Origin of the sequence: Marinigracilibium pacificum, from assembly GCF_012926615.1 — a bacterium.
GTDB lineage: Bacteria > Bacteroidota > Bacteroidia > Cytophagales > Cyclobacteriaceae > Mangrovivirga > Mangrovivirga pacifica.
In genome coordinates this window covers 244,667-269,957 of sequence record NZ_JABBNU010000001.1, presented here as the reverse complement: position 1 = coordinate 269,957, position 25,291 = coordinate 244,667, and the positions used below count along the sequence as shown (strand labels likewise).

Sequence of the window (25,291 nt, the reverse complement as noted above, 5' to 3'; positions counted from 1 at the left end):
ATTACCTCAGGACTAAAAAATAAATATAAAACTATATCAAATATATCAATTCAGTTTAATCAATATTTATGATTTTATTACAATCAATTTAGTTCGATTGCTTTTTAAGAACAATGACTCCCATTTCCCTTCCCTTTGCAGGTACTTCAACAATTTTTATCGGTTCAATTAATTTATGTTCAGAGACTAAACTATTTATTAAATCATAATCCGGAATGAAAGAAAAGGGTGTATCGTTATCACGATTCTTTTGTAAATAAGTAATTGAAGTTCGCATAAATAAGATTCCGTCAGGCTTCAAAACTTTTATTGATTCTTCCCACCATTGAATAAACTCAGTCTTATCTTTAGCAAAATGAGCAACTGCACTGTGAATTATAACATCAAATTGAGCCGGTGCGAATGGTAAATCTCCTGCTGACCCAATTATAAACCGCTCTTTTTCATTTTTATAACGCCCGTCAATTGAAGCAGCATACATTTGAATCATTCTTATAGCTGCAGGATTAAGATCTACACCATAAACATCAAACCTGTTTTGCAGAAACCACTTTAAATTTCTACCCTCTCCACAACCAACATCAAGTATTTTTTGGGATAAATTAAACTTCCCTTTTATAATTAGGTCAATTAAATAAACATCTGTATTACCAAATAACCCGATGCCATTATCCAAAAAACTCATCCTCTTTCTTTAAAAAGTGCTCTAATTGCTTTTCCATCAATTCTTTTCCAAGTGAAATGAATTCTTCTGCTCTATGAAAATCGAATGTAGAACCAGCTTGTTTTGAAATTTCTATAAGAATATCAACAGGGTACTTATCAATGGTAAGCTCAGTAATCCTGTTTTGCATAAGATCAATACTCTCCTTCATTAGGTCAAGCATACCTAGCTTTTTGGCAGGTTTCTTTTGTTCAACTTCATTTGAACTACCCCCTGTAGCATTATTATACCATTTGGTAATTGCTTTCTGGAAAATTTGCAAGGTTTTACTTTCTTCTTCAGGGTTTGGAAGAAATCCAGAAGGTGGATGATAGGAAATTCTTGAGTTTAAATCCACAGCTACAATCAAATCGTAATCAGCAGGAGGAAGACAATCAATCGGAAGTGGATTTAAAACTCCACCATCAATATATTCAGTTTCATCAATTTGATATGGTGTAAGTACTGTTGGAATAGCAACTGTTGCCCTCAGGGCATCCTTCATACTTCCTGAATTAAAAACTTTTGTTTTAGCACCATGAAAATCTACGGCAATAATTGATACAGGAATTTCTAGGGATTCAATATCAACATCAGGGATAAACTTTTCCAATTCACGAAAAACCTTTTCTCCTCGCATAAAACCACGAGAATTTAAAGTTATATCCATTAACCTCAATACTGATACCCGGTCAAGAGAGCACAGCCAATCACGATAAGTTCTCAGATGGCCACATGAATAATAAGCACCGATGAGACCTCCGATGCTACTTCCTGAAATTCCGGCGATTTCCATTCCGGCAGCTTCAATTGCCTCAATAACGCCAATGTGAGCTGCTCCCCTGGCACCGCCACTTGATAATACTAATCCGACTTTTTTGGTTGACATTCCTCAAAATTAAAGTTTGCCAACAATTTAATGAAAAGTTATTAATTGAAAGCAGCTAAAACATTTTCATCTACTTCAAGAGCTTTTTTCTCGCCGTCAATACCATCTATAACTTTCTTGACAATTGGATACGTTAAGCTAATCATGTTCTCAATTCCTTCTTGTGAACGTGACTCTAACATTGGGTAAAGCTGGAAGTTTGGAAGTGGCTTTCCTGTAGTTTCATTGACAATTGAAGAACCATCATATAATAAAGTCATTGACGCTCCCGGTAAGAATGGCTCCAGCCCAGAGTGATTATATGTAGCTAAAATATGGTTCTTTATTGTTGGATCAATAGTTGCAGATTTAATTGCAATGTGAAATTTTACATTATCAATATCAAGGCCAGTATAATTTAGAAAATACTCAAACCCAGATTCGTTATACATGCTGCCATCAGCAAATAAAAACACATAAGTAAATTTTGTTTTTGATTCTGATAACTCTTTCATTAGTCCTTTAACAAGCGCAATTGAAAGTGAATTATCATATACTTCCTGATATTTTTGGTCGATTGGCACTGTTACTAAAACCATTTCTTTCGATTTTCCTTCAATTACACCAAATACATTTTGCCCTCTGTAGGTATGGTCATTGGCACTAATATCATATTCTTGAGAATATTGTCCGTAAATTGAAGTTAATTTATCAGAAACAATTTCATTCAAAATATTATGTAGCACAGCAATACCGTGAGACCCGCTAGGCCTGTTAATTACAACAGGATTTGATACCTTTGAATAGTATTCAAATACTTCTTTTTCTATATTTTGAGAAAATCCAAAATTTGTTAATAGAAAAAATAAAAAAATTTGTAATTGAAATCTTTTCATAATTTTATACAAGCTGGTAAAAAAATCGGTTTACATTAAACCACCAAAAAAATATTTATGCGTATATCAATCTTTCCATTGCTAATTTACTTCTTTTTAAGCGTCAATAGCCACGCTCAGCATAGCTTTCATGAAGCAAACATTACACGCATACAAAAAGAAACTAACTCTTTACCTTTTCCGGAAGATTTACGATCTGAAAAAATAGTGGCTCTTATTGATGACCGCCATTCAGAACAGTCATGGTTTGCTATTTCTTCGAAGTTTCATAAACCTCTAAAAGACGCTGGAGTTGATCTTTCAGCTTATTATAGATTTACTACTGTGCTAGGTACTAAAGATTTTTTTACCGAATTCAAGAATTACTACGAACTAAGAAATATAAGATATATAGCATGGGTATATTTCGATAAAAATATTTGGCATCTGCGTCTAATTCCTACCGAAAAATTAGTTTTTGGTAATCTGCCCTTAAAATCTTACACAGAAACGGCAAGTTCAGTGGAAGAACTTTCTTCAAAAATTGCAAGAAATGTTGTCAGACAAGACAAGCCTCGAAAAAATCTTCTTATTCCGGATGATCCTTTATTTTATAATTATGCAAATCCATTTAAAGGTAAAAGATTTGAAAATTATAATATCAATCTTCAAAGTTTTAAGCTAGCTGTTCCAAAGTTTCATTATATATCTGAAGACCAGGATGAAGTTGACGCTATTGCATCAGCCAATAAGCAACTTGAAGAAATTATGAAACAATATCCTTTTGAATATGAATTAGTAGAGCCCGGTCTGGATGAAGAAGTGCTAGGTAGAAAAGGTTTCAAATTTATATTATTACCAACTTATGGCAGCGAACATGATTTAAAGAAAATTCTGGGCTATAAATACGAAAACGTCCCGGATAACGTACAGTTCAAATATTATATCAAGCAGCTTTCAGATGGAGATGTACATCTTGGTCCCGAATGGGATGGCGCTCCTACTTGGCAAGAAGCATTAAATAATCATTTAAAAGGCATTACGAAACAATAAATAACAATGAATAGGATATTTTTTAGCTTAATTCTTGCAATACTTTTTTTCGCTGATGGTGAAATAGTAGCACAGAAAAAAAAGAAAAAAGACAAAAAGAAAGATGAGACCGAAAGCTCTTCAAATGGGCTAAAACCATTTTCTAAAGTCATAACTGCGGAAGACTCAGTACATCAAGGTCTTTTTACTATCTATGAAAAAAAAGATGGTAAAATATTTTTTAAGATGACTGATGACTTTTTGGGAAAAGAAATTCTTGTAGTTAGTAGAATCTCTGGTACTGTTCAAAACTTAAATTTTGGTGGTGCGGGAATGAGGTCCAGACCTCAACAAGTAATTAGATGGGAAAAGCAGGGAAATAATATTTTACTGAGGTCAGTCTCTTACAATTCAGTTGCTGATAATGAGCATCCAATCTATGAATCTGTCAGAAATAATAATTTTGAACCGATTATTAAATCATTCGAAATTAAGACTATAAGTGCTGATAGTGGTTATGTATTTGATGCCACCTCCTTATTTACAGAAGATATTAATTTGATTGGAGCTCTTGATGATGATCAAAGAAAAGATTTTGGTATTAAGAAACTTGATGGTTCAAGAAGTTTCATAAAATCAGTAAAGTCTTTTCCTGAAAACATTGAAATAAGGCATGTACTCACTTACGAAGGAAACAAATTACCATCTAACCAATTAAGCCAGTCTCTTTCTCTTGAAATGAACCAGAGTTTTATTGCTCTACCGGAAATTCCAATGCAAAAAAGAGATTATGATGAGCGTGTAGGTTTCTTCAGTGTCAGACAATATGACTATGGTCTAGATGAGCAAAAAGCTGAGGCCAAAAGATTTATTACTCGATGGCAGCTTGTTCCAAAAGATATTGAAGCTTATAAAAGAGGTGAGCTAACAGAGCCTGTCAAACAAATAGTATATTATATTGATCCTGCAACGCCTGAAAAATGGAGAAAATATATCAAGCAAGGTGTCGAAGACTGGCAAATAGCTTTTGAAAAAGCCGGTTTTAAAAATGCAATTATTGCTAAAGACCCTCCTTCTAAAGAAGAAGACCCATATTGGAGCCCGGAAGACACCAGATATTCAGTTATCAGATATGTGAGTAACCCAATTCAAAATGCAATGGGCCCTCATGTCCACGATCCAAGAACCGGTGAAATTCTTGAGTCAGATATAATCTGGTATCATAATGTGATGAATTTGCTAAGAAACTGGTATTTCATTCAAACTGCCGCAGCAAACCCAGAGGCAAGAAAAGTAAAATTTGATGATGAAGTTATGGGCAAACTTATAAGGTTTGTTTCTGCTCATGAGGTTGGTCATACTTTGGGGCTTCCTCATAACATGGGCTCAAGCTATGCTTATCCGGTTGAGTCATTAAGGTCTGCTGAATTTACTGCTAAAATGGGAACGGCTCCATCAATCATGGATTATGCTCGATTTAATTATATAGCTCAACCCGAAGACGTTGGTGTTTCATTTATGCCAAAAATTGGTCCATATGATTTTCATGCAATAGAATGGGCATACAGATATTATCCTGATACTGATAAAAATGAACGAAAAGAAATATTAAACGACTGGCTGAATGCAAAAGGAGATTCATTAATATATCGATATGGTCCACAACAGTGGAATATTACTGATCCAACTGCTCAAACTGAAGACCTCGGTGATGATGCCGCTAAAGCAGGATCTTATGGAGTAGCTAACTTAAAAAGGATTGTTCCTAAACTAGTTGAGTGGACCTACGAGGAAGGTGAAGACTATAATCAGCTTGATGAACTATATAACCAGGTGATTAATCAATGGCGCAGGTATCTTTTTCATGCAGCAAATAATGTTGGTGGCGTTTTCAGACAGCCTAAAACATATGGTCAAGATGGTGCAATGTATGTACCAATACCAACAGGTAAACAAAAAACCTGCCTGACTTTTGTTTATGAAAATGGTTTTAAAACTCAAAAGTGGCTGGTCAATAACACTGTGCTAGAAAAAATTGATGACAATGAAAGCATAAGCAGAATTTCCTCAGTCCAGATTAGTGTTCTTAATGAGCTTATGAAAGAGGAAAGGTTAAACAGAATAATTGATCTGCAATCAAAATATGGTAGTGAACAATATTCTGTAAATGATTTTTTTACGGATCTTGAAAACTCATTATTTGAAGAGATCGACTCTAAAGAAATGCCTGACAACTTCAGACAAGCATTACAAATGCAGTACATCAATAACCTGAATAAATTTATTGATGAAGAAAATGACAGTACACATTTAAATATAAAAATTGCAGCAACGGCTTCACTAGAAAGATTGGATAATGATTTGACAAGAATCAGCAGAACATCATCGACAGGAAGCTTTGCTAATTATGCTAAAACACTACAGAGAATTGTTAATTCAGAGTTAAAGGAAAATTAATCGAGAAAAATTAAAATTAATTATCGAAATAATTATATTTAAAGAGGGTATGTTTTCATTCATCGAAAATGAAAATTTAAGATAAACAATCAATACCTGTCATTCGTTCTGATTATTACAAATGATAAAACAATGAAAACCAAAACCTTACTTTTAACTGATTACAAATCTCTATTAGGAGGACAAGACTTAAGTGTACTGTTTGTAGGAAATAACCCTGGTTATTTAAGCAGCTTGATACAGTTCTTAAGAAAGATGCGAACGATTACTTTTAATTTTGATACAGCTTTCGACCTAAAAGAATCTTTACAGAAGGCACTTACGTCAAAACCAAAGTGTATTGTTATCGATGATGAAAATCTGGATAAAATGGAGATTGAGCAAATGCTCGAAGATTTACGTAAAAACAAAGATACTGAGGATATTGCAGTTACATTAATTAAACATGATAACTACAAAGAATTTTATTCTTTGAATATTCAGGATTATCTACTCGAAAATAATATCTCTTCTGAGAGTCTGTTCAGATCGATAATCAATGCGATTAAATTTAAAAGAACTCAAAGATATTTGTACAGAACATACAAAACGAGCAAAAATCAGGTTAAAAACCTGATTAGCTCGTTGTCTTCTTTGAAATAATATTAAATTCTTAAATTCTATCAAACCCGGTGTACTTCTGAAGGACATCGGGTATTTTTATGCCATTCTCATCTTGATTATTTTCTATAATTGCTGCCAAAATTCTAGGTAAAGCTAAAGCACTACCGTTCAAAGTATGTAATAATTGAGTTTTATTATCTTCATTTTTATATCTCAATTTCAAACGATTCGCCTGGTAAGTTTCAAAGTTACTTACAGAACTAACTTCCAGCCATCTCTTTTGTGCAGCACTATAAACTTCCATGTCATATGTTAGAGCAGATGTAAAACCAAGGTCACCCCCACAAAGTCTAAGAACTCGATATGGCAATTCCAGCTTTTTCAAAAGACCTTCAACATATTCACACATAATTTCAAGAGTATTATATGAGTCTTCCGGCTTGGTGATTTGAACTATTTCTACCTTATCAAATTGATGAAGTCTGTTTAACCCGCGTACATGCGCTCCCCATGAACCAGCCTCACGTCTGAAACAAGGAGTATAACCAACATTTTTTACAGGTAAATCATCTGCTTTAACAATAACGTCACGATATAAATTCGTAATAGGAACTTCTGCAGTTGGAATTAGGTAAAGATCATCTTCAGTAATATGATACATCTGACCTTCCTTATCAGGTAATTGTCCGGTTCCATAACCACTAGCTTCATTAATAACTAATGGCGGTTGCACTTCCATGTATCCGGCATCGCTGGCTTCATCAAGAAAAAAGTTCACTAATGCCCTAACCAATCTAGATCCTTTTCCTTTATAAACAGGAAATCCAGCCCCGGTAATTTTAACTCCAAGATCAAAATCTATAATATCAAGTTCTTTAATCAGGTCCCAGTGAGGTTTATTGACTTCTGGTAATTCTGGTATTGTGCCCCAGCTTCTTATTTCTACATTATCCTCATCAGTATTTCCAGCAGGAACACTTTCATGTGGTATATTTGGAATATTATATAAAGACTGAATTAATTCATTTTCAGCAGACTTTAATTCATCAGCAAGTTTTTTACTTTCCTCTTTTAATGCAGATGTCTTTTCCTTAATGGAATTTGCTTCGTCCTTTTTCCCTTCTTTCATTAACCTGCCTATATCCTTAGCAAGAGTTTTTGATTCGTTAAGAACACTATCTAGCAAAGTTTGAGTGTTCTTTCTCTTCTGGTCGAGAGCAATAACGTTATCCAGTAGTTCTTCAGCATTTTGTAAGCCTCTTTTTTGAAGATTCTTGATTGCCGCAGATTTATGCTGCTGTACCCGTTGTATTTCTAACATCTTATATCTAAATTAAAATCCGAATGCAAAATTAAACCATTTTTCAGATGTAGGAAAACAGATCTAATTTTATTAAATTAAAGTATAAATTATTTGTGAATACCATTAGGTTGGTATAATATTGCATTGCATGGGTTAGTTCACACACCCATTTCCACATCTAAATTTCAAATAAATCAAAATTATCTATTGATTATTTAAAGATAATCAGCTTAAACACTCCTGTTTTATTAATGCATATGTACAATATTGAAGAATTGCAATTGAAACTCCTATCGGAACTGAAGGAAATTGCAGAGGAACTTGAGATTAAGGGTTTCAAAAAACTGAACAAAAAAGATCTTATCTACGCCATTCTGGATGAGCAAGCTGTTAACCCGTCTAAAGCTTCTAAAAAAGACAAGCCTGAATCAGAGAAAGCTCCAAAAGCTGATATTCAGGACAAAGAATCTGCCCGCCGCCCAAGAACAAGAATCAAAAGAGCTAATGTTGCCCCACAACCGGTAGCCACTACTAAAAAAGGACAAAGTTCTGATGATAATTCTGAAGAAGAGGTTGTTGGTAGAGAAAGAGAAAAAGAAACTAAAGTTGAAGAACCAACTTCTAAAATTGAAGGTGATAATAAAAGATCATCTGAACATGCACCAAGAAGATCACCTGATTCAAGACCTTCTTACAATAAAGACCTTCAAAATAAAAACCAAAAAGGCCCGGCAAGAAGATCAAATCAATCAAACGATTCTGATGCATTTAATGTAAAAGAATTTGAAGGAGTGATTATTAATGAAGGTGTTTTAGAAATCATGCAAGATGGTTATGGTTTTTTAAGATCTTCGGATTATAATTATTTAGCCAGCCCGGATGATATTTATGTATCTCCTTCGCAAATAAAATTATTTGGATTAAAAACTGGTGATACTGTCAGAGGTCAAATCAGACCACCAAAAGAAGGTGAAAAATACTTTGCCCTTCTTAGAGTAGAAACCGTTAACGGTAAAACTACTGAAGAAATCAGAGACAGAATCCCATTTGAATATTTAACTCCTTTATTCCCTGAGGAGAGACTAAGACTTAGTACAAGACCTGATAATTATAGTGTTCGTATCCTGGATATGTTTGCACCTATAGGTAAAGGTCAAAGGGGTATGATCGTTGCACAACCAAAAACTGGTAAAACGGTTCTACTAAAACAAATAGCAAATGCTATAGCAGAAAACCACCCTGAGTGTTACTTAATGATTCTTCTTATCGATGAACGTCCTGAAGAAGTAACAGACATGGCAAGAAGTGTAAATGGTGAAGTAATTTCTTCAACATTTGACGAACAAGCTGAAAGACATGTAAAGGTTTCAAGTATGGTTCTTGAAAAAGCTAAACGTCTTGTTGAATCAGGTCACGATGTAGTTATTCTTCTAGACTCAATCACCAGACTTGCTCGTGCTTACAACACTGTTGTTCCTAGTTCAGGAAAAATTCTTTCTGGTGGTGTTGATGCAAATGCACTTCACAAACCGAAGAGATTCTTTGGTGCTGCACGTAATGTTGAAAATGGTGGTTCATTAACAATTATTGCAACAGCTCTAATCGATACAGGATCTAAAATGGATGAAGTTATCTTTGAAGAATTCAAAGGTACTGGTAACATGGAACTTCAACTTGATAGAAAACTTTCTAACAAGCGTGTTTACCCTGCCGTTGATGTTATGGCTTCCGGAACTAGAAAAGAAGATCTGCTTATTGATAAAGAAGAACTACAAAGAATCTGGATATTGCGTAAGTACATGGCTGACATGAATTCTAACGAGGCTATTGATTTCTTATTAAGTAAAATGAGAGGTACAATCAGTAATGAAGAATTTTTGTTATCGATGAATGGATAATAAGAAATATTATTATAAAATAAGAAGGCCGGAAATTCCGGCCTTTTTTTATAAATTTTCATTTAATCCCAGGTTAAGACCCTGGTCTTCCTTCCTTAAATTTCTTAATCTTCTACGAACATCAGTTGAATAAACACTCGCCGGATATTTCTTCAAGAATTCAAGGTATATTTCAATAGCTTCATCAGGTTTTTTCAATTCTTCTTCAAGCAATATTCCCTTCTCATATAAAGCATTATCTCCTTTTATATCATATGAATAATCATTTATGATAATATCAAATTGCTCCATTGCAAGTTCATATCGATTACTCATTTTATAAACTTTTCCAAGTTGGAAGTGTGACTCATCAATGATTGGATCTTCAGGATATTTGTTGATTATATCTTTATAAATTGATTCGGCACTATCAAGCTGACCCCGAAAAATAAATAAGTCAGCTTTAGCAAATTTAATAAGCGCAACCGAAGTGGAATCAAAAACCAAATTATCCTGAATCAATAAACTTAATTCCATCGCATCATTAGAAATAATTCTGGAAGTAGCTTCCTTCAAAACATCCAATTGTGATTTAGCCAGATTAAAGTCACCGCTATAATACCATAATTTTGCATTTCTGAGTTTTGCGCTGAAACCAATGTCTGATTCTTTATTCGACTTATCTACTTGACCATATAAAAGAGTCGATTCCCAAGGTTCTTTTTTCAGCAAATATATATCTCCTAAATCTAGTTTAGCTTCGTCGCGTAATTCATTATTTACTCCTGGATAATCAATTATGAATTTTAATGTTTCAATAGCACTATCTATTTCGCCCAAATAAAATGCCTGTAAATAAGCCTTATTTTTTAATCCTTCAAGAACATAATTATTTATTCCTATCTCATCTTTTAATTCTGAATAGGCAATAATCAATTCCTTTATTCTGACACTGTCTATCGGATAGGTGTTTATGACTATCTCTTGCTTTACCTCTATTAGGCTTTTCTTGGCTATCACGTAGTTCGAATGATCTTTCTTAGGGTATTGATCCATTACATACTGATAGCTCTTCTCAGCTATGTCGTAGGCCTTATTTGCTCTGGCGGTATTTCCGAGATTTAAAACTATCTGTCCTTTTGCTCCTCTTCTCTTATCAAATGCCCTTGCCTGAATAAATGCACCGAAAAAATCATTCATTTGAATATGAACCCATACCAATAGATCATTGTATAAATAATTGTTAGGATCTTTTTGAATCCTGTCAATTAATAATTGTTTCAGACTAGGGTAATCATCTTCGGTAAGATAAACCTGAAATACTCTTTTTATATAAGAAAGGTTTTGTGGGTTTTGCTCAGCAAAGAGTAGAAACTCGTTTACCATTTCATCCTTGCGATTTAATATCCTGTAAATATTTGCAAGATCAATCGCATACATATCAGGCTTGCCGGTAATTTCTCTTGTCTTCAAATACGACTTAACAGCAAAATCTGAAAGATCATTTCTAACCATATAATGTGCAGCCATCTGAACCTGGGATGGATTATATGCAATTCTGTTTACCAGATGATCCATGTGATCCTCTAGCTTTTTATCCTTATTCATATATTTATAAAGGATGCCCTGATCAATTTGATAAAAGAGATTTTCAGTATTGCTTTTAATAATCTTATCGAGATGAGATTGTGCCTCATCATATAAAGCCTTATTTAATAAAATATCAAAATAGTTTTTGTGGATAAGTGAAGAATTTAATCGCGAACCCGCAAGATCTCTATACAAAGCCAAAGCTTTATCCACAGATCCTTCTTTATAATAAGAATCCGCCAGCGCAATCCGGTCGCGGTCCTGTCCTATTATTATTATCTGTATAAAAAATAAAAATAGGAATGACAGAAATATGGTTTCAATAGACTTATTCACAAAATCAACGAGCTTATATATTTTAATATATTTATTTAAAAAAGAACTATTAAAAATTATTATGTTGTGGATTTGTGGATAACCACCTTCTATTAATTTACTTATTTTTTTTCTACATACTTATCCACTGTAAATATTTATTTGATTTATTCATTTAAAGAGGTTAATCAAATTATTGACTTAAGTTATCCACGCCTGTGGATAAGAGATTGTCTGATTTTGTATATAACTCTTTCAAACATTTCTCTGTGGATTAATAAGTCAATTATTGGGATAACTCTAAGTAATATGTTGATGTTGGTAAAAGTCGAGAGTTATTAACCTTTATCCACATTTTTCCACTTAGTTATTCACAGGTTATTCAGGTCTATATCCTCTCCTGCGTATTCCCATTTTTCTCTCAAATTATATTCTTTGATGTTATTGATTATTGGTTCAGGTTGTTCACCTTTAAATATATTACCCAGATCATGTGATCTGTTATTATTGGAGTCTATAATTAATCTGGTTGTGTAATTTCCTGGCTCTACATAATCAAACCGATATTCAGGATTGTTAGTATTAATGTATTTTTCATAAGCTACTTTATTGTTACTCATTAGTTGAATAAAGGCGCCTGAGTTTAGATTTAGGATCTTGCCAGATAGTGTTGCAAATTTATCCCTGTTAGGAAATGTGTAGCTAATTTCTATAGCTTCAGAAGAATCTGATCTAACAGATATTAAAGAGCCTTTTTCATATTTAAGTACCAACTTATTTGGATTTATTTTATTTAAAGAATCGTTCTCAATTATTTTATTAATAAATGAAGTATCGTTTAAAATTATAGTAGTCGATACGAGAGTTTTATAATCATTAATAATTGATTGGTTCATTTGATAATTCGATTTATCGACCTCAACCGTATCTAATAAGAGAATTAATTTATCTGAATTTATTTCATTTATAGGTTTATTAGATTTTATTTCTGAATACAAGGTTTTATTCAAAATATATTTTCTATTAGAATTGTTTTTAATCTCAAATTTTTCTTTTGATCTTTTGGATTCTCTGTATTTTATATAAAATGTATCAGTTGATAAATTATTAATTGAATCAGATACTGTAATTAAAGTATGAATACTGTCAAGCAAAGTTGTATCCGGATAAAAGATTATCTTCTTCCTATCTTCACTTAAAATGTATGCAGGGATTTCTTTATTATTTAATGATTCTACTTTCGTGACATTTATACCCTTATTATAATTCACTGTGAAATTGGATCCGTCTGGTCTAGTATTATTTAATTTAATATCCTGAATATTAATTTTAATCAGGCTCATATCCATATTTATCAATGAAGTATTTAGATTTATAGTGTCCGATATGAATCCGAATGATTCTGAATTCGATTCAAGTAATAGATTTTTATTATCATCCTTGATTGCTCTTATCAGGTAGGTTCCATTTTTAATATTATTGAATTTATAATTACCTGAATCTGTAGTTTCAATAACATATCTTGGTTTTACTTTTCTGAAGTCTGCTGTATCATTAGGTATATATAAACCAACAGTTGTTTCTTTAGCAGGCATTCCGGTATATAATTCTTTAATGTTACCTCCTATTGATAATGAGTCAATATAGTTTCCGGTACTAAATGCGATGTAAAGATTTTTTGGACTATTATCTTCAGTAATATCTCCAATCGATTCTCTGAAGTTGAATGTATATGTTGTGTTCGTATCTAATTCAGTATTGAATGTGATTGTTAGTTCATTTCTTTTTACACTATATGTATAATCGTTAAGTCGCGGACTTATTATAAGTTGCTCTTTTATTTTATTTGCCTTGATATCTTCATCAAATGTTAGTACAATTTTAGAGGGTTTCACATTAATGGATTGATCCATTGGAATAACAGCTAGTAATTCCGGTGGTATGGTATCCTTTGGTCCTCCTGTTGGTGGCACCTGATTAGCACATGAGGGACCTGATAGTGCAAAAATAGTTAAGGCAATAAGAACGAAAAAGTACTTAATTTTCATTTTCAAAAATGTAGATTTTACTTGATTGCTGTTTAGTAAATATTGATGACAAGTTAGATATCGTTCCAATCGTCAACCCTTTTAATTTAGGTAAGCTGCTTCTTTTATGATCTTCACTTAACATAGAAACATAAGGTGCATCAAACCACATAGGTTTATCTTCAATGAATGATAGCTTATATTTTTTTGCTAGAGATATTATATCTTGTTTTCTAAAATGGTATAGATGTCTTGGTACATCATAAGCTGCCCATTCTTGCTTGTATATTTTCTCATCATAACTTTCTCTATTAGGTACTGCAATTATTAGGATACCATTTGGAGTCAGTAGATTTTTCAACCTGGTCATTTCTTCATTAAGATCCGGAACATGTTCCAAGACGTGCCACATAGTTATTACTTCATATGTTTTATGAATGTCACCCCAGGAATTATAAAGTTTAATATTATGTAACTCACTAGCTTTATTTCTTGCATCATTATCAGGCTCATAACCTTCTGCATGAATACCATTATTGTTACAGTAGTTAACAAAGTAGCCAGTTCCAGAACCAACATCAAGTAAGTTAATATCTGATGCTTTAGTATTTTTTTTAACTAAGTTGTATTTAATTTTTAGGTTGAGGTTTCTTACTCTTTTATATATTTTATTAATTAATCCTTCATCAGAATCAGAATGTGAAATATATTGATCGCTTTTATAATACTTCCCCAAATCCTTATCCTCAGGACGAGGGCTCGTAATTCTAAAATTGCAATTAGCGCATTCCTTTAGTTTAAAAAGTTCTCCTGTTACAGTATTATCTTTACATTCAAAGATCTCTATAAAAGAAGAATGCCCACAAATGGGGCAATTCTGTATATCTATTTTATTCATTACTTTCCTAAATAAACCATTAGTATTGAAATATCAGATGGACTTACCCCGCTTATTCTAGAAGCCTGTCCAATAGTTTCAGGAGATATCTTCTTTAACTTCTCTCTTCCTTCAGCTGACAATGCTGATAATTGATCGTAATCAAAAGCAACAGGGATTCTATGATTTTCTATATTTTTCATTTTATCAGCCATCTGCTTTTCTTTTGAGATATAATGATCGTACTTGATTTGTATCTCTGCTTGTTCAAGTATTACATCATCATATTTACCAAGATACTCATTAACCACTGGAGTTAATTCTTTTAGGTGGTTTATTGATAATTCAGGTCTTTTTATTAACTGACTTAAAGTTTGTTTTTCTTTAAGATTAGCTGACTGTAGTTTTTCCAGGCTGTTATTAACCTCTGTAGGTTTTACCTTTTTCTGATTCAAATCATTTAACAGATGCTGTAAATCAGTTTTCTTTTTATTTAAAGTTTCTAATCTTTCGTCATCAGCTAATCCAAGTGAGTGTCCTATTTCAGTAAGTCTTAAATCAGCATTGTCTTGCCTTAATAATATTCTAAACTCTGCACGTGAAGTGAACATTCTATAAGGTTCTTCAGTGCCTTTGTTTATAAGATCATCTATCAAAACACCAATATAGGCTTCATCTCTTGAAAGAATAAAAGGTTCTTTATCATGCACTTTATTATGAGCATTTATTCCTGCCATTAAGCCTTGGCAAGCAGCTTCCTCATATCCTGTAGTTCCGTTTATTTGACCTGCGAAATATAGATTTTCGATATCTTTTGTTTCAAGGGTATTTTTTAATTGTGTTGGTTGAAAGAAATCATATTCAATAGCATACCCAGGTCTAAACATCTTTACATGTTCAAAACCTTCAATCTTTCTTATAGCTTCATATTGAATATCTTCAGGCAGTGATGTACTAAAACCATTCACATATACCTCAACAGTATCCCACCCTTCCGGTTCTACAAATATCTGATGTCTGTTTCTTTCGGCAAATCTATTAATTTTATCTTCAATAGAAGGACAATATCTTGGACCTAAACCTTGGATTCTTCCATTAAACATTGGGGATCTGTCGAAACCTTTCTTTAATGTTTCATGAACTTCTTCACTGGTATATGTTATATAACAAGACCTTTGTTCTTTTAGAGGCGCTGTTTGATTACTAAAAGAAAACTTACCTGGGTTAACATCACCTTGTTGTTCTGACATTTTAGAGTAATCTAATGATCTGCCATCAACCCTTGGAGGAGTACCAGTTTTCATTCTTCCTGCTTCAAACCCTAAGGTTATTAGTTGTTCGGTTATTCCTGTAGCAGATCTTTCGCCAGCTCTTCCACCACCGAATTGTTTTTCACCTATATGAATTAAGCCATTGAGAAAGGTTCCGTTTGTTAACACAACTGCCTTTGATTTAATTTTTAAGCCAAGTGAAGTAATTACCCCTTCCACTTTATTGTTGTTTACAATAAGTCCGGTTACCATCTCCTGCCAGAAATCTACATTTGGATTGCTTTCTAACGCTAATCTCCATTCCTCAGCAAACCTCATTCTATCATTTTGAGTTCTTGGAGACCACATAGCAGGACCTTTAGACATATTAAGCATCCTGAATTGTATCATAGATTTATCAGAAATGATCCCAGACATTCCTCCAAGTGCATCTATCTCTCTAACAATTTGTCCTTTTGCTACTCCTCCCATTGCAGGATTACATGACATTTGTGCAATGGTATTCATGTTCATTGTTGCCAATAAAACCTTGGAACCCATTTTAGCTGCTGAATATGCGGCCTCACATCCTGCATGCCCACCTCCAACTACTATAAGATCGTATTCTTGAAACATATAGTTTATAATTAAATAGTTCCACGTGGAACAGTTAGTCTAGTGTTTCACGTGGAACAGTTATGTTTATTATTGTGTAAAACTTTTATTGTTCCACGTGGAACATCTTGTTGTATTCGTTTAAAGCATTATCTTCAGCTAATCTCATGTTGTCAGATTCTTCCTGTGTTTTATCTTTGAATCCAACAAGGTGTAGAAAACCATGTATAACAACTCTTCTTAATTCTTCTTGAAACGACAAACCTAAAGATGAAGCGTTGTCTTTAACTCGATCTATACTGATGAAGATATCGCTTTCTATTTCTTCATTATCACTCTCTCTATTATCGAAGGTAATAATGTCAGTTAGATAATCATGGTTTAGATATTCTTTATTAATGTCAAGCAGATAATTGTCAGAGCAAAAGATATAGTTAATTGAATTGATTTCTACTTCATAGAATTCAGCAATTCTTTCAATCCATTTGTTTATCTCTGATTTATTATCTAGTTGGAAATCTATTTCCTCAATATGAAAATCTATCTTATTATCCATTAATTTAAATAAAAGGTTAAAATTACTTTCTTCCCTTCCTGCTCAAAAGCAACCTCATCGCTTAAGTGCTTCATTAAAAAGATTCCACGACCTCCAGGCTTATCAATGTTTTCTGGTGCAGTAGGATCAGGCAGGGTTTCGTAGTCAAATCCATCGCCCTCATCTTCTACTTCAAACTGTATTGACCCCTCGGTAAATATAAGTGACAGATATACGTTTTTATCCTTTATATTCTTATTTCCATGTTGTATGGCGTTGTTTACAGACTCTGTAACTGCTACCATAATGTTTCCATAGATTTCGTCTGTCAATTGATATTTCTCTTTCGCATTGTCGATAAAACTTTCAACAATTCGAATGTTTTCCTGAATGGATGGAAAATCAATTTTAATTGTATTCATTGTTAGTTTGTCGTTTTTTGAATTTTGTTTATGTATTTATTTACCTCATTTTTATAATAAGGGTTCAAATTTAATGGAACTGTTTTTAATAATTCTATTTCTTTCTCCATCTCCTCAATATATTTTTTAAAAGATGGTGGTATTTGTTCGTAATCTTGCTGTGCAGTCTCTCCTTTTCTTTCTTCATCAAGCTCTCTTTCTTTCATAGCTTTTTCAAATTCGAGCATCCTTGTCATTATTTCTTTCTGACGTTCTATAGTTTTTTCAGTTAATCTTTTATTAACAAGGTCTTCTTCATTTTCTTCCATCTTCTTTAAAAGATCACCTCCTATTCCAGAACCTCCGTTTTCATTATCCAACTCTTCTTTTAGTTCTTCCATCATTCTTCGGATACGCTCCTGCTCTGCTGCATAACGTGCTAATTCTTCAGAAAGTTGTCTGCCAGTCTTACCACTCTTTTTCAGTTCTTCAATTTTATTGCTAAGCTGTTGCTGCAATTGTTTTAGACCCGGCATTCCTGGTTGTTTACCTTTCTGACTATTAGGCATTCCCATTGCATTAGCCATAGCTTGCTGCATTTGTTGCATTACGTCATCTAATAATAAGGCAAGGTTATTCATGTGCATCATGGCAAATTGCTGATCTGCAACAGCTTCTCTCACCTTTTTTTCTTTTAATAGCTCAACAGATTTATCTATTTCTTTATTCATTGAAGCTAATTCCCTGGTTACAGTTGCCTCTATTACAAATACTCTTGAAGCTAAACTACGTAGGCTATCTTCAATTAGTTTAGAATCGTCTTTTATTTCTAACTGCTTCTTAGCTAATGAATTATATCTTGGGTCACTGTTGTCTAACTTGGACAGTGATTGAAACAAATCTTCTTGATCAATGGATATTTTGATTAAGTTTTCAAGTAAAAATCTAAGATTGTCGAGATTTTCACTTATTGACTCCATCTCCATATTTTTTTGCATACCAGCTAAAGACTGTTGCATCTGTTTCATTTGTTCATTTGTTTTCTTCTGCTGCTCGTTAGTCTTTGATGGATTTGAATTTTGTTCGAGGTTTTCGATACTTTTTTGTATGCTTTCCTCTATATTTTCTTGTTCTGTACCTGTATTCTCCATATTATGTGGATTTGTCAGGTCTTTATTAATATCATTTAACTCATCAAGAGAATTTTTTAGTTCTTCGAAATTTTCTTGTATTTCTTTCTGTTGTTCTAATTCGTTTTCGTCTTCCGTATTAGATAGCTCCTCTTGTTTTTGCTGAATATCTTCAAGCTGATTTATACTTTCATTTAGTTTTAAATCAAATTGTAACTGCTTGAATAGTTTAAGCGCACGATCAAGGTTTTCTTCTAATTCCTTCTCATTAAACTGGATATCATCTAATTTTTCTTGAATTTCATTAAGATTTGATTGTTCCTCCAACATTTTTTGAAGCTCATCATATAATTTCTTCGTCTCTTCATCGAGAATTTCATCCATAAGTTTCTGAAGTTGTTCACTTTTATTCTTTAGCTCTTCGTCTACCTCTGTAAATCTCTTTTGCTGCTCATTTAACTCATTATATGTTTCCTTCATTTGCTGAAGCTCTCTTCTTAATTCTTCTTGCTTTTTAAGGATATCTTTGATTTCCTGTTTATCGTTGTAGTCAAGTTCTTTCTTGGTTTTAAGCTTTTTAGTTAAGTCTTCAAGCTGATTATTTAATTCTTCAGCCTTGTTTATTTGTTTTTCTATCCCCGACTCAGTTTCTGCTTTTTTCTGAGATAGTTCTTCTCGTATTTCTTTTCTGGATGGAAATGTAATTTTTTGTTTGCTTGTATTTGATCTTTTATTACCGTTTACAGCATCGTTATCCCAAACCGATAAAAAGTATTCTATTCCATAATCAGATTGATTGATTAGGGAATCAATATTCCATTGATAATAGAAACCTGTATTAGGCTGATTAGAAACAGGAATCAAAATAGAATTAAAATCTTCTTCCGGATTATTTCGGTAATAAAGCCTTAACCTACTGATTCCATAGTCATCGCTTAGTTTTCCTCCAATAATAAAATATGAAAATAATACACTATCCAATTGAGTTTGATATTCTATGGCAGGATACTCATCTTTTATGACCGATAATTCAATATTTGAAGCCATTTCTTTTACTCCATCCTGACCAATGAGAGAAAGGCTTAAATTCTGAGGCAAAATAGCGGTTTTAAAATAAGTTATTTGACTAATATTTTGATCAGTATTTTTAACTGTTTCAAGCGTGTCATCAATAATGACTGCTTGGTCAGAATATTGAAGCTGCCATTCAAACTGTAATTCTGTTCCTTCAGGAACTATAATGTTGTTTGTGTTTTTGAACGACTCATTTTTTAAGCCAGTATATGGAGGGTAATTTGCATTTATGTTTAATGATGTTATCATTGCCTTGTCTACAACCAACAATTCATAAGTTTGAGAATTAAACCCTGCGGCTTCAAAATAAAACTCAAACCCCTTTTGAATTTGTTCAATGGTCAGGCTAAAAACATTATTTTTATTTGTACCAAGCGAGTATTTTCTTGTGGGTGTAACTAAAAAACAATTAGCAGGTATTTTGTTACCTGATAGCTGAACACTGATTTCTACCTTATCACCTCTTTTATATATCAGATTGTCTGTAAGTATTTCGAAATCAAATGGAGCTGGTTTAGAATAATGTTTATTAAAGTTTATTAACCTTTCAGTGCTATTTGTTATAAATGATGGATAAACTAATAAGACAAGAATTATTACACCTAATGGTGGTATCACATATTTTAAATATTTTCTGGCATTAGTAAAATTTACAGCAGAAGAGAAATTATAAGTTTGAAGATCTTCAGTTCTTTTTGTTATTTCTGCCCGTATAAGTGTGTGATCGGTAGCAGTTAAAGATTTAAGTTGTAATGTATTTATAAGGCGGTCACTAATTTCGGGAAAATGTTCTCCAATAAATATTGCTGCTTGTTCATCACTTAATAGCTTATCTGATTGAATTAGCCTTATTAAAGGGATAATAATCCCACCAAAAATAAATCCAAGAAAAGTGAAAGTGAGAATAATAAAAAGAATAAGTCTTACCGAACCTGGAAAATATACGAAATATTCCAGGCTTGAAACGATTAGATAAATCACAAGAAAAGATGCTAAACCAATTAAACTATTGGTAATAAGCTTTCTTGTATAGAATCGCTTCTTATAATTGGCGATATTTTTTATAAGACTATCTATACTTTATTATTTATTGAAAACAAATACTTGACAATATATAAATAACGAAAGATCAGGTACTTCCGTTTAGATCACTATTAATATTAAATCCCAACTCACTATTAAAATAATCTATAATATTAATTTTTAATAGCTTTTCCTGTTCCAACAAATCAAAATGAGGAAGCTTTTTAATTATTTTCCAATGTGGCCACCCATCTTCATCAATACCTTCTAGTTCATAATATCCTGATAAACTTAGCACTTTACAAATAGCAATATGCATAAGATCTTGCTTTTGTTCTTTTGAGAATCTTTTTGGACCCTTACCCAGTTCATGCACACCAATTAAAAATAAGACACTATTTAAGTCAGCAGGCTTTTTCCCCACTGACTTTTCAATTTCTTTTAAAAGAGACTGCCATGATCTTTCAAGATCCAGGTCCTTTTTATAGATCATTTTTCTCTTTTTTTAGTTCGTTCCAAAATTCAACAGCTCTTCTCAAATGCGGAATAACTATTGTGCCTCCAATCAGGTTGGCAATAGAAAACACTTCAAATACCTGATCATCCGTTAGATTTAGTTCATGGCATTTTGTTAAGTGGTATCTAACACAATCATCACACCTTAAAACCATACTGCAGGCTAATCCTACAATTTCTTTTGTGGTTTGATCAAGAGCACCTTCTTGAAAAGCATTAGTATCAAGATTAAAGATCCTTTTTATGATCTTATTATTAGACTCTAAAATTTCTTCGTTCATTTTAGAGCGATATTCATTAAATTCCTGAACTGATATACTCATATAATTTTAATTGTAAGAGTGCAAAGCTAATTTTTGCAAATCAAAATGAAAATATAACCAAAACAATTTCTATGCTCTCAGATTTCCTCTCTTTATTTTTTCCTGAGTACTGTTTATCCTGTGGAAAACTTTTGTATAAACATGAAACTGAAAGTCTATGTATTAACTGTATTTCTGATCTTCCGGTTACAGATTTTCATGAATGTATTGATAATGAGTTAAGATATAGGCTTTCTATTCGTTTTCCGATTGATTTTGCCTTCTCCTATCTGTATTATAGAAAAGGAAATATAGTCAGTACGATATTAGATGATATTAAATATAAAGGTAACAGGCAATTCGCGTATGACCTAGGTAAGCGGTATGCTCAATTTATCAAAGAGGATTTATCAGATTATGTGCTGGTTCCGGTTCCACTACATAAGAAAAAGAAAGAAATAAGGGGTTTTAATCAAAGTGAAGAATTTTCAAAAGGGCTTTCAGAAATCCTCGGGTGTAATTTAAGAACTGATTTATTTAAAAGAATTTATAATATGGATTCTCAAACAAATAAATCACGGTGGGAAAGATGGGTTAATACTTCTGAAACTTATATTTTGAATTCTGATGCTGATATTCCTGAGAAGATCATTTTTGTAGACGACGTAATTACAACCGGATCTACATTAGAAGCAATTTATGATACTATCCCGGATAACCTGAAATCCAGTATAAGCTTAGGAGTTATTTCTTTAGCTATGACTAAATAAAAAAAGTCCTGATGCATTTGCACCAGGACTTTTCTTTTCAAAATATTCAATATTAGTAATTAGATCCTGCTCTAATCATAGCACAACGGAATCCAACAGTAGAAGTAGCAGAATCTTCTTCAAGATATCTTCTAGTACCTGGAGACATCCAGTAAGCTACATCTTTCCATGATCCTCCTTTATAAACTCTTGTTCTGTTACTGATTAGAGAGTTAAAGTTTTCTGTATCGTATCCATCCTCTTCATCAAGGAAACCACCTCGACGGAAAGGGTTTAAGTCATCAACATCTTCGAATGAAAGTGGACGGTAAACATCTTGTACCCACTCGTTTACGTTTCCGGCCATGTTATACAAACCGTAATCATTTGGAGGGTTGTCATAAACGTAAGCAGTAATCATTGCTCCGTCATTTAATTTACCAGCGATACCTGCGTAATCACCACGACCTCTTCTGAAGTTAGCAAGGAAATAACCCATTTCTTTTCCGTATGGATTTCTCATTGCATGGCCATCCCAAGGATAAATTCTAGAGTGTGTTTGAATTTCATCTAACCACTGAGTACCAATTAATGCATAAGCAGCATATTCCCACTCAGCTTCAGTTGGTAGACGGTAATCAGGAACAACAACACCGCTTTCTAAAGGAATTCTTCCACCAGCGTTTGCGTCTACCTCAATACCAGACTCTTCACTTAATCTCTGGTTAACTACTGCAGTTCTCCATTTACAGAAATCTGTTGCCTGAATCCAGCTAACTCCTACTACAGGATAGTATCTGAAACCAGGATATCTTAGATAATGATCAACATAACTATCATTAAATGCTAATTCTTTTCTCCAAACAGTTGTATCCGGAAGAGCGGATTGATAAAACTCTGGAGTTGAGTCTCTCTTGATGGCGTGAAGATATTCTAACCAGTGAATGTTAGCTACTTCAGTCTCATCCATATAGAAACTTGCAACTGTTACAGTTCTTTCCACATTGTCGCGACTGTTCATGATATCTTCTTCGAAAGATCCAAGTACAGTTCTACCTCCCTCGATAAATACAAGGTTTGGTCCTACAGGCTGGTCGCGGTATTCGCTAACCTGGAAGCCTTCATCAGCATTATATTCTAAGCCGGTTGTAGTACTGACAGGTCCTGGATTCTGCGCGTTTGGCTGAGTCTTCATTTTACAGGAACCCATCACTGCTGCTACACATAAAAAAAGTGATAAGCGTTTTGCAGTTCTTGAAAGTTTTTTCATTGTGCTATGCTATTTTGAAAAAAATTGAATGCTAATATATTAATATTTCAATATCTATTCAACGATTAACTATTTCGACTATGTAATCATTGGTAGATAATTGCAACATTTTAACTGTTTTGTTCAAAGACAAACGTCTTCAATAATTAAAACTGTATAAATGTCACTTTATTACGCATAATTAGTAAAAAAAAATTATGAAAGGAAAAAACCCTCCATTATTATCATTCAAATGTAAGATAATATATATGATTGTTTACATAAATAGTACTATTACATTTATCTTTAGCGTCTGTTAATGTATTCTAAAGGTATTTGATTTTTTAAAGGTATGAATAAATTTTTTGGAAAGCAGGGTTTTTTAATAGCATGGTTATTTTTTCAAACGCTTGTATTATTTCCACAAAATAAGAATGAAAATCTGATTTCATTTCCTCAAAGCATATACTCTGTTAATGAAGGAGATACTCTCAGACTTTCTGTAAATCTGAATGTTAATATTGATTCCGTTGAGCTGGGAATAAGTGGTTCGGCTGCTTCGTTTATTAAAATTGATTCAGGTCAGCTTTTTATCACTCCCGATTTTAATACTGTAACCAGACTTGATTCATTAAAAGATTTTCAATCTATAGTATATGCAAAATCTACTGATGGATCATTAACTGAACAAACAATTTGGTTCAGAGTCATTCATACCAATCGAAAGCCAAAAACTTCAACTATAAAGAAATTCTATGTTCAATATGGTGTTGAAAATAAATATCAAATAGATAAGCAGGCATTTGCTGACCCTGATGGAGACCCTGTTGTATTTATTGTTGACCCGGCAAAGCTTCCTCAAGGATTATCGGTGTCACAAGCAGGTGAAGTTTCCTGGAAACCATCACGGTATCAGTTCAATAAGCTTAGGTCTACTCCTTATACATTACAATTTTTTATTGAAGATCAGCCGCATAAATTAAGATCTGAAGGAGAACTTATTATCGAAACAACTCAAATTGATCTTCCGCCACAAATAAGTATGGTTCCTCAAGCTAATAAAATTGAGGTTTTTGAAAATTCAACAGTTAATATCAAGTTCTTTTTATCTGATCCAAATGGAGATGATGATATCAGTGGGTTTCATTTTGTAAGTGACAAGGCAGAAATTGAAGAGACTGCATTACGAAAAAATACTGCTTCTCAATATGAGATGATATGGACTCCTTCTTATGATTTTGTTGGTGAAGAATCAAAAGTTGATAGTGCTAAAGTTACTTTCTTTGTTTTAGATAAGTCCGGGAAAAAAGATCAAAAGGAAATTACAATAATTGTAAACCACGCAGAAAACCTGGCAAAGAAAGACAGAATATTTTACGAACAGTATCTAAATGTACTTAGTGAAGTTTATGTTTTAAGTGAGCAGCTGGAAGATACGGAGCGAAAATTAGAAAAGGATTATAAAAGAGCAAGAAAGGGCAAAAAGAACAGGTCAATTTTAAATGCAACATTAGGTGCGACAACTGGTCTTTCTCCAATATTTCTTGAGGGTGATGCCAGTAAAATGGTTTCAGGAGTTGGAGGAACTACTGTTGTTACAATCAATACACTTGAGGCTACAGAAGTTATTGGGCGTTCGGCTCAAGACCTTCTTGAAAAGAGAAACATCTGTGCAGAACTAAAAATAGAGATAATTACAAAAGCAGATGCTTTTGCGAGAAAGTATGCTTTCAAAGAAAATAGGCGAAATCAGGATTTTCAAAATGATTATCAGAAGCTTATGTTAGTTCTTGCTGATAAAAGATTGGTAAGATTAGAGCTAGATCCTTCCTATACTGTTAATCACAAGATTACAGAAGGAAGATTAAAAAAGAAATTTAACGGCTTTCAACCAGAGACCTTTGATGAAAGTCTTTAAAA

At 33.0% G+C, this 25,291-nt stretch carries 20 protein-coding genes; 6 read left to right on the top strand and 14 right to left on the bottom strand.

Annotated features, from left to right (window positions below):
- Nucleotides 1-88 precede the first annotated feature (88 nt).
- The 3 genes from HH304_RS01260 to HH304_RS01250 are packed head-to-tail and all read right to left on the bottom strand — an operon-like array spanning nt 89 to nt 2,467.
- Nucleotides 89-685: a class I SAM-dependent methyltransferase gene (locus tag HH304_RS01260; protein ID WP_169677626.1), complete on the bottom strand. Its 597-nt coding sequence runs from the start codon at nt 683-685 to the stop codon at nt 89-91.
- The gene (locus tag HH304_RS01255; protein ID WP_169677625.1) at nt 669-1,592 is read right to left on the bottom strand and encodes a patatin-like phospholipase family protein; all 924 of its coding nucleotides are present in this window, start codon (nt 1,590-1,592) and stop codon (nt 669-671) included. Before HH304_RS01255 ends, HH304_RS01260 begins: the two co-directional genes overlap by 17 nt.
- Before the next feature lie 41 nt (nt 1,593-1,633).
- Nucleotides 1,634-2,467 carry a hypothetical protein gene (locus HH304_RS01250; RefSeq protein ID WP_169677624.1) on the bottom strand — a complete coding sequence of 278 codons (834 nt, stop codon included), beginning with the start codon at nt 2,465-2,467 and terminating at the stop codon, nt 1,634-1,636.
- A gap of 57 nt (nt 2,468-2,524) precedes the next feature.
- Here HH304_RS01250 and HH304_RS01245 point away from each other — a divergent pair, with 57 nt between their 5' ends.
- From HH304_RS01245 to HH304_RS01235, 3 genes are all read left to right on the top strand, one after another.
- Entirely contained in the window at nt 2,525-3,499 is a 975-nt protein-coding gene (locus HH304_RS01245; protein WP_169677623.1) for a hypothetical protein, read from the top strand.
- Between the two features lie 6 nt (nt 3,500-3,505).
- Nucleotides 3,506-5,935, top strand: a complete 2,430-nt coding sequence (locus tag HH304_RS01240) for a zinc-dependent metalloprotease (protein WP_169677622.1) — start codon at nt 3,506-3,508, stop codon at nt 5,933-5,935.
- A 132-nt stretch (nt 5,936-6,067) separates the two neighbouring features.
- A complete protein-coding gene (locus HH304_RS01235; protein WP_169677621.1) occupies nt 6,068-6,577 on the top strand; it encodes a hypothetical protein in 510 nt (169 codons plus the stop codon).
- Between the two features lie 10 nt (nt 6,578-6,587).
- Here the strand turns inward: HH304_RS01235 and serS are convergent, their stop codons facing one another.
- Nucleotides 6,588-7,859 carry a serine--tRNA ligase gene (gene serS / locus HH304_RS01230; protein WP_169677620.1) on the bottom strand — a complete coding sequence of 424 codons (1,272 nt, stop codon included), beginning with the start codon at nt 7,857-7,859 and terminating at the stop codon, nt 6,588-6,590.
- Between the two features lie 239 nt (nt 7,860-8,098).
- On the opposite strand from serS, the gene rho reads away from it, so the two are divergent.
- The gene (gene rho, locus HH304_RS01225; RefSeq protein WP_169677619.1) at nt 8,099-9,739 is read left to right on the top strand and encodes a transcription termination factor Rho; all 1,641 of its coding nucleotides are present in this window, start codon (nt 8,099-8,101) and stop codon (nt 9,737-9,739) included.
- Between the two features lie 48 nt (nt 9,740-9,787).
- On the opposite strand, the gene HH304_RS21355 is transcribed toward rho, so the two are convergent.
- From HH304_RS21355 to HH304_RS01180, 9 genes are all read right to left on the bottom strand, one after another.
- Nucleotides 9,788-11,644, bottom strand: coding sequence for a tetratricopeptide repeat protein (locus HH304_RS21355; RefSeq protein WP_169677618.1), 1,857 nt, complete (start codon nt 11,642-11,644; stop codon nt 9,788-9,790).
- A 350-nt stretch (nt 11,645-11,994) separates the two neighbouring features.
- Entirely contained in the window at nt 11,995-13,671 is a 1,677-nt protein-coding gene (locus tag HH304_RS01215) for an Ig-like domain-containing protein (protein ID WP_169677617.1), read from the bottom strand.
- Nucleotides 13,661-14,548 carry a class I SAM-dependent methyltransferase gene (locus HH304_RS01210; RefSeq protein WP_169677616.1) on the bottom strand — a complete coding sequence of 296 codons (888 nt, stop codon included), beginning with the start codon at nt 14,546-14,548 and terminating at the stop codon, nt 13,661-13,663. The genes HH304_RS01215 and HH304_RS01210 overlap by 11 nt, the downstream gene beginning before the upstream one ends.
- Nucleotides 14,548-16,413, bottom strand: coding sequence for a tRNA uridine-5-carboxymethylaminomethyl(34) synthesis enzyme MnmG (gene mnmG / locus HH304_RS01205; protein ID WP_169677615.1), 1,866 nt, complete (start codon nt 16,411-16,413; stop codon nt 14,548-14,550). Before mnmG ends, HH304_RS01210 begins: the two co-directional genes overlap by 1 nt.
- An 85-nt stretch (nt 16,414-16,498) precedes the next feature.
- A complete protein-coding gene (ybeY, locus tag HH304_RS01200; protein WP_169677614.1) occupies nt 16,499-16,948 on the bottom strand; it encodes an rRNA maturation RNase YbeY in 450 nt (149 codons plus the stop codon).
- Nucleotides 16,948-17,349, bottom strand: coding sequence for an ATP-binding protein (locus tag HH304_RS01195; RefSeq protein WP_169677613.1), 402 nt, complete (start codon nt 17,347-17,349; stop codon nt 16,948-16,950). Before HH304_RS01195 ends, ybeY begins: the two co-directional genes overlap by 1 nt.
- A gap of 2 nt (nt 17,350-17,351) precedes the next feature.
- Entirely contained in the window at nt 17,352-20,513 is a 3,162-nt protein-coding gene (locus HH304_RS01190; protein WP_169677612.1) for a coiled-coil domain-containing protein, read from the bottom strand.
- Between the two features lie 148 nt (nt 20,514-20,661).
- Nucleotides 20,662-21,045, bottom strand: a complete 384-nt coding sequence (locus HH304_RS01185; RefSeq protein WP_169677888.1) for a hypothetical protein — start codon at nt 21,043-21,045, stop codon at nt 20,662-20,664.
- A complete protein-coding gene (locus HH304_RS01180) occupies nt 21,038-21,394 on the bottom strand; it encodes a carboxymuconolactone decarboxylase family protein (protein WP_169677611.1) in 357 nt (118 codons plus the stop codon). Before HH304_RS01180 ends, HH304_RS01185 begins: the two co-directional genes overlap by 8 nt.
- A gap of 71 nt (nt 21,395-21,465) precedes the next feature.
- Between HH304_RS01180 and HH304_RS01175 the strand changes: the two genes are divergently transcribed.
- Nucleotides 21,466-22,143, top strand: a complete 678-nt coding sequence (locus HH304_RS01175) for a ComF family protein (RefSeq protein ID WP_169677610.1) — start codon at nt 21,466-21,468, stop codon at nt 22,141-22,143.
- Between the two features lie 52 nt (nt 22,144-22,195).
- On the opposite strand, the gene gldJ is transcribed toward HH304_RS01175, so the two are convergent.
- A complete protein-coding gene (gene gldJ, locus HH304_RS01170) occupies nt 22,196-23,392 on the bottom strand; it encodes a gliding motility lipoprotein GldJ (protein ID WP_169677609.1) in 1,197 nt (398 codons plus the stop codon).
- A 331-nt stretch (nt 23,393-23,723) separates the two neighbouring features.
- On the opposite strand from gldJ, the gene HH304_RS01165 reads away from it, so the two are divergent.
- A complete protein-coding gene (locus HH304_RS01165) occupies nt 23,724-25,289 on the top strand; it encodes a hypothetical protein (protein ID WP_169677608.1) in 1,566 nt (521 codons plus the stop codon).
- Nucleotides 25,290-25,291: the final 2 nt, after the last annotated feature.

Coding starts and splice junctions, on each gene's coding strand:
- gldJ (WP_169677609.1), bottom strand. CDS start 23,392: ATGAAAAAACTTTCAAGAACTGCAAAACGCTTATCACTTTTTTTATGT.
- HH304_RS01195 (WP_169677613.1), bottom strand. CDS start 17,349: ATGAATACAATTAAAATTGATTTTCCATCCATTCAGGAAAACATTCGA.
- HH304_RS01255 (WP_169677625.1), bottom strand. CDS start 1,592: ATGTCAACCAAAAAAGTCGGATTAGTATTATCAAGTGGCGGTGCCAGG.
- HH304_RS01175 (WP_169677610.1), top strand. CDS start 21,466: ATGCTCTCAGATTTCCTCTCTTTATTTTTTCCTGAGTACTGTTTATCC.
- ybeY (WP_169677614.1), bottom strand. CDS start 16,948: ATGGATAATAAGATAGATTTTCATATTGAGGAAATAGATTTCCAACTA.
- serS (WP_169677620.1), bottom strand. CDS start 7,859: ATGTTAGAAATACAACGGGTACAGCAGCATAAATCTGCGGCAATCAAG.
- HH304_RS01260 (WP_169677626.1), bottom strand. CDS start 685: ATGAGTTTTTTGGATAATGGCATCGGGTTATTTGGTAATACAGATGTT.
- HH304_RS01180 (WP_169677611.1), bottom strand. CDS start 21,394: ATGAGTATATCAGTTCAGGAATTTAATGAATATCGCTCTAAAATGAAC.
- HH304_RS01215 (WP_169677617.1), bottom strand. CDS start 13,671: ATGAAAATTAAGTACTTTTTCGTTCTTATTGCCTTAACTATTTTTGCA.
- HH304_RS01245 (WP_169677623.1), top strand. CDS start 2,525: ATGCGTATATCAATCTTTCCATTGCTAATTTACTTCTTTTTAAGCGTC.
- HH304_RS01165 (WP_169677608.1), top strand. CDS start 23,724: ATGAATAAATTTTTTGGAAAGCAGGGTTTTTTAATAGCATGGTTATTT.
- HH304_RS01210 (WP_169677616.1), bottom strand. CDS start 14,548: ATGAATAAAATAGATATACAGAATTGCCCCATTTGTGGGCATTCTTCT.
- rho (WP_169677619.1), top strand. CDS start 8,099: ATGTACAATATTGAAGAATTGCAATTGAAACTCCTATCGGAACTGAAG.
- HH304_RS01240 (WP_169677622.1), top strand. CDS start 3,506: ATGAATAGGATATTTTTTAGCTTAATTCTTGCAATACTTTTTTTCGCT.
- HH304_RS01235 (WP_169677621.1), top strand. CDS start 6,068: ATGAAAACCAAAACCTTACTTTTAACTGATTACAAATCTCTATTAGGA.
- HH304_RS01250 (WP_169677624.1), bottom strand. CDS start 2,467: ATGAAAAGATTTCAATTACAAATTTTTTTATTTTTTCTATTAACAAAT.
- mnmG (WP_169677615.1), bottom strand. CDS start 16,413: ATGTTTCAAGAATACGATCTTATAGTAGTTGGAGGTGGGCATGCAGGA.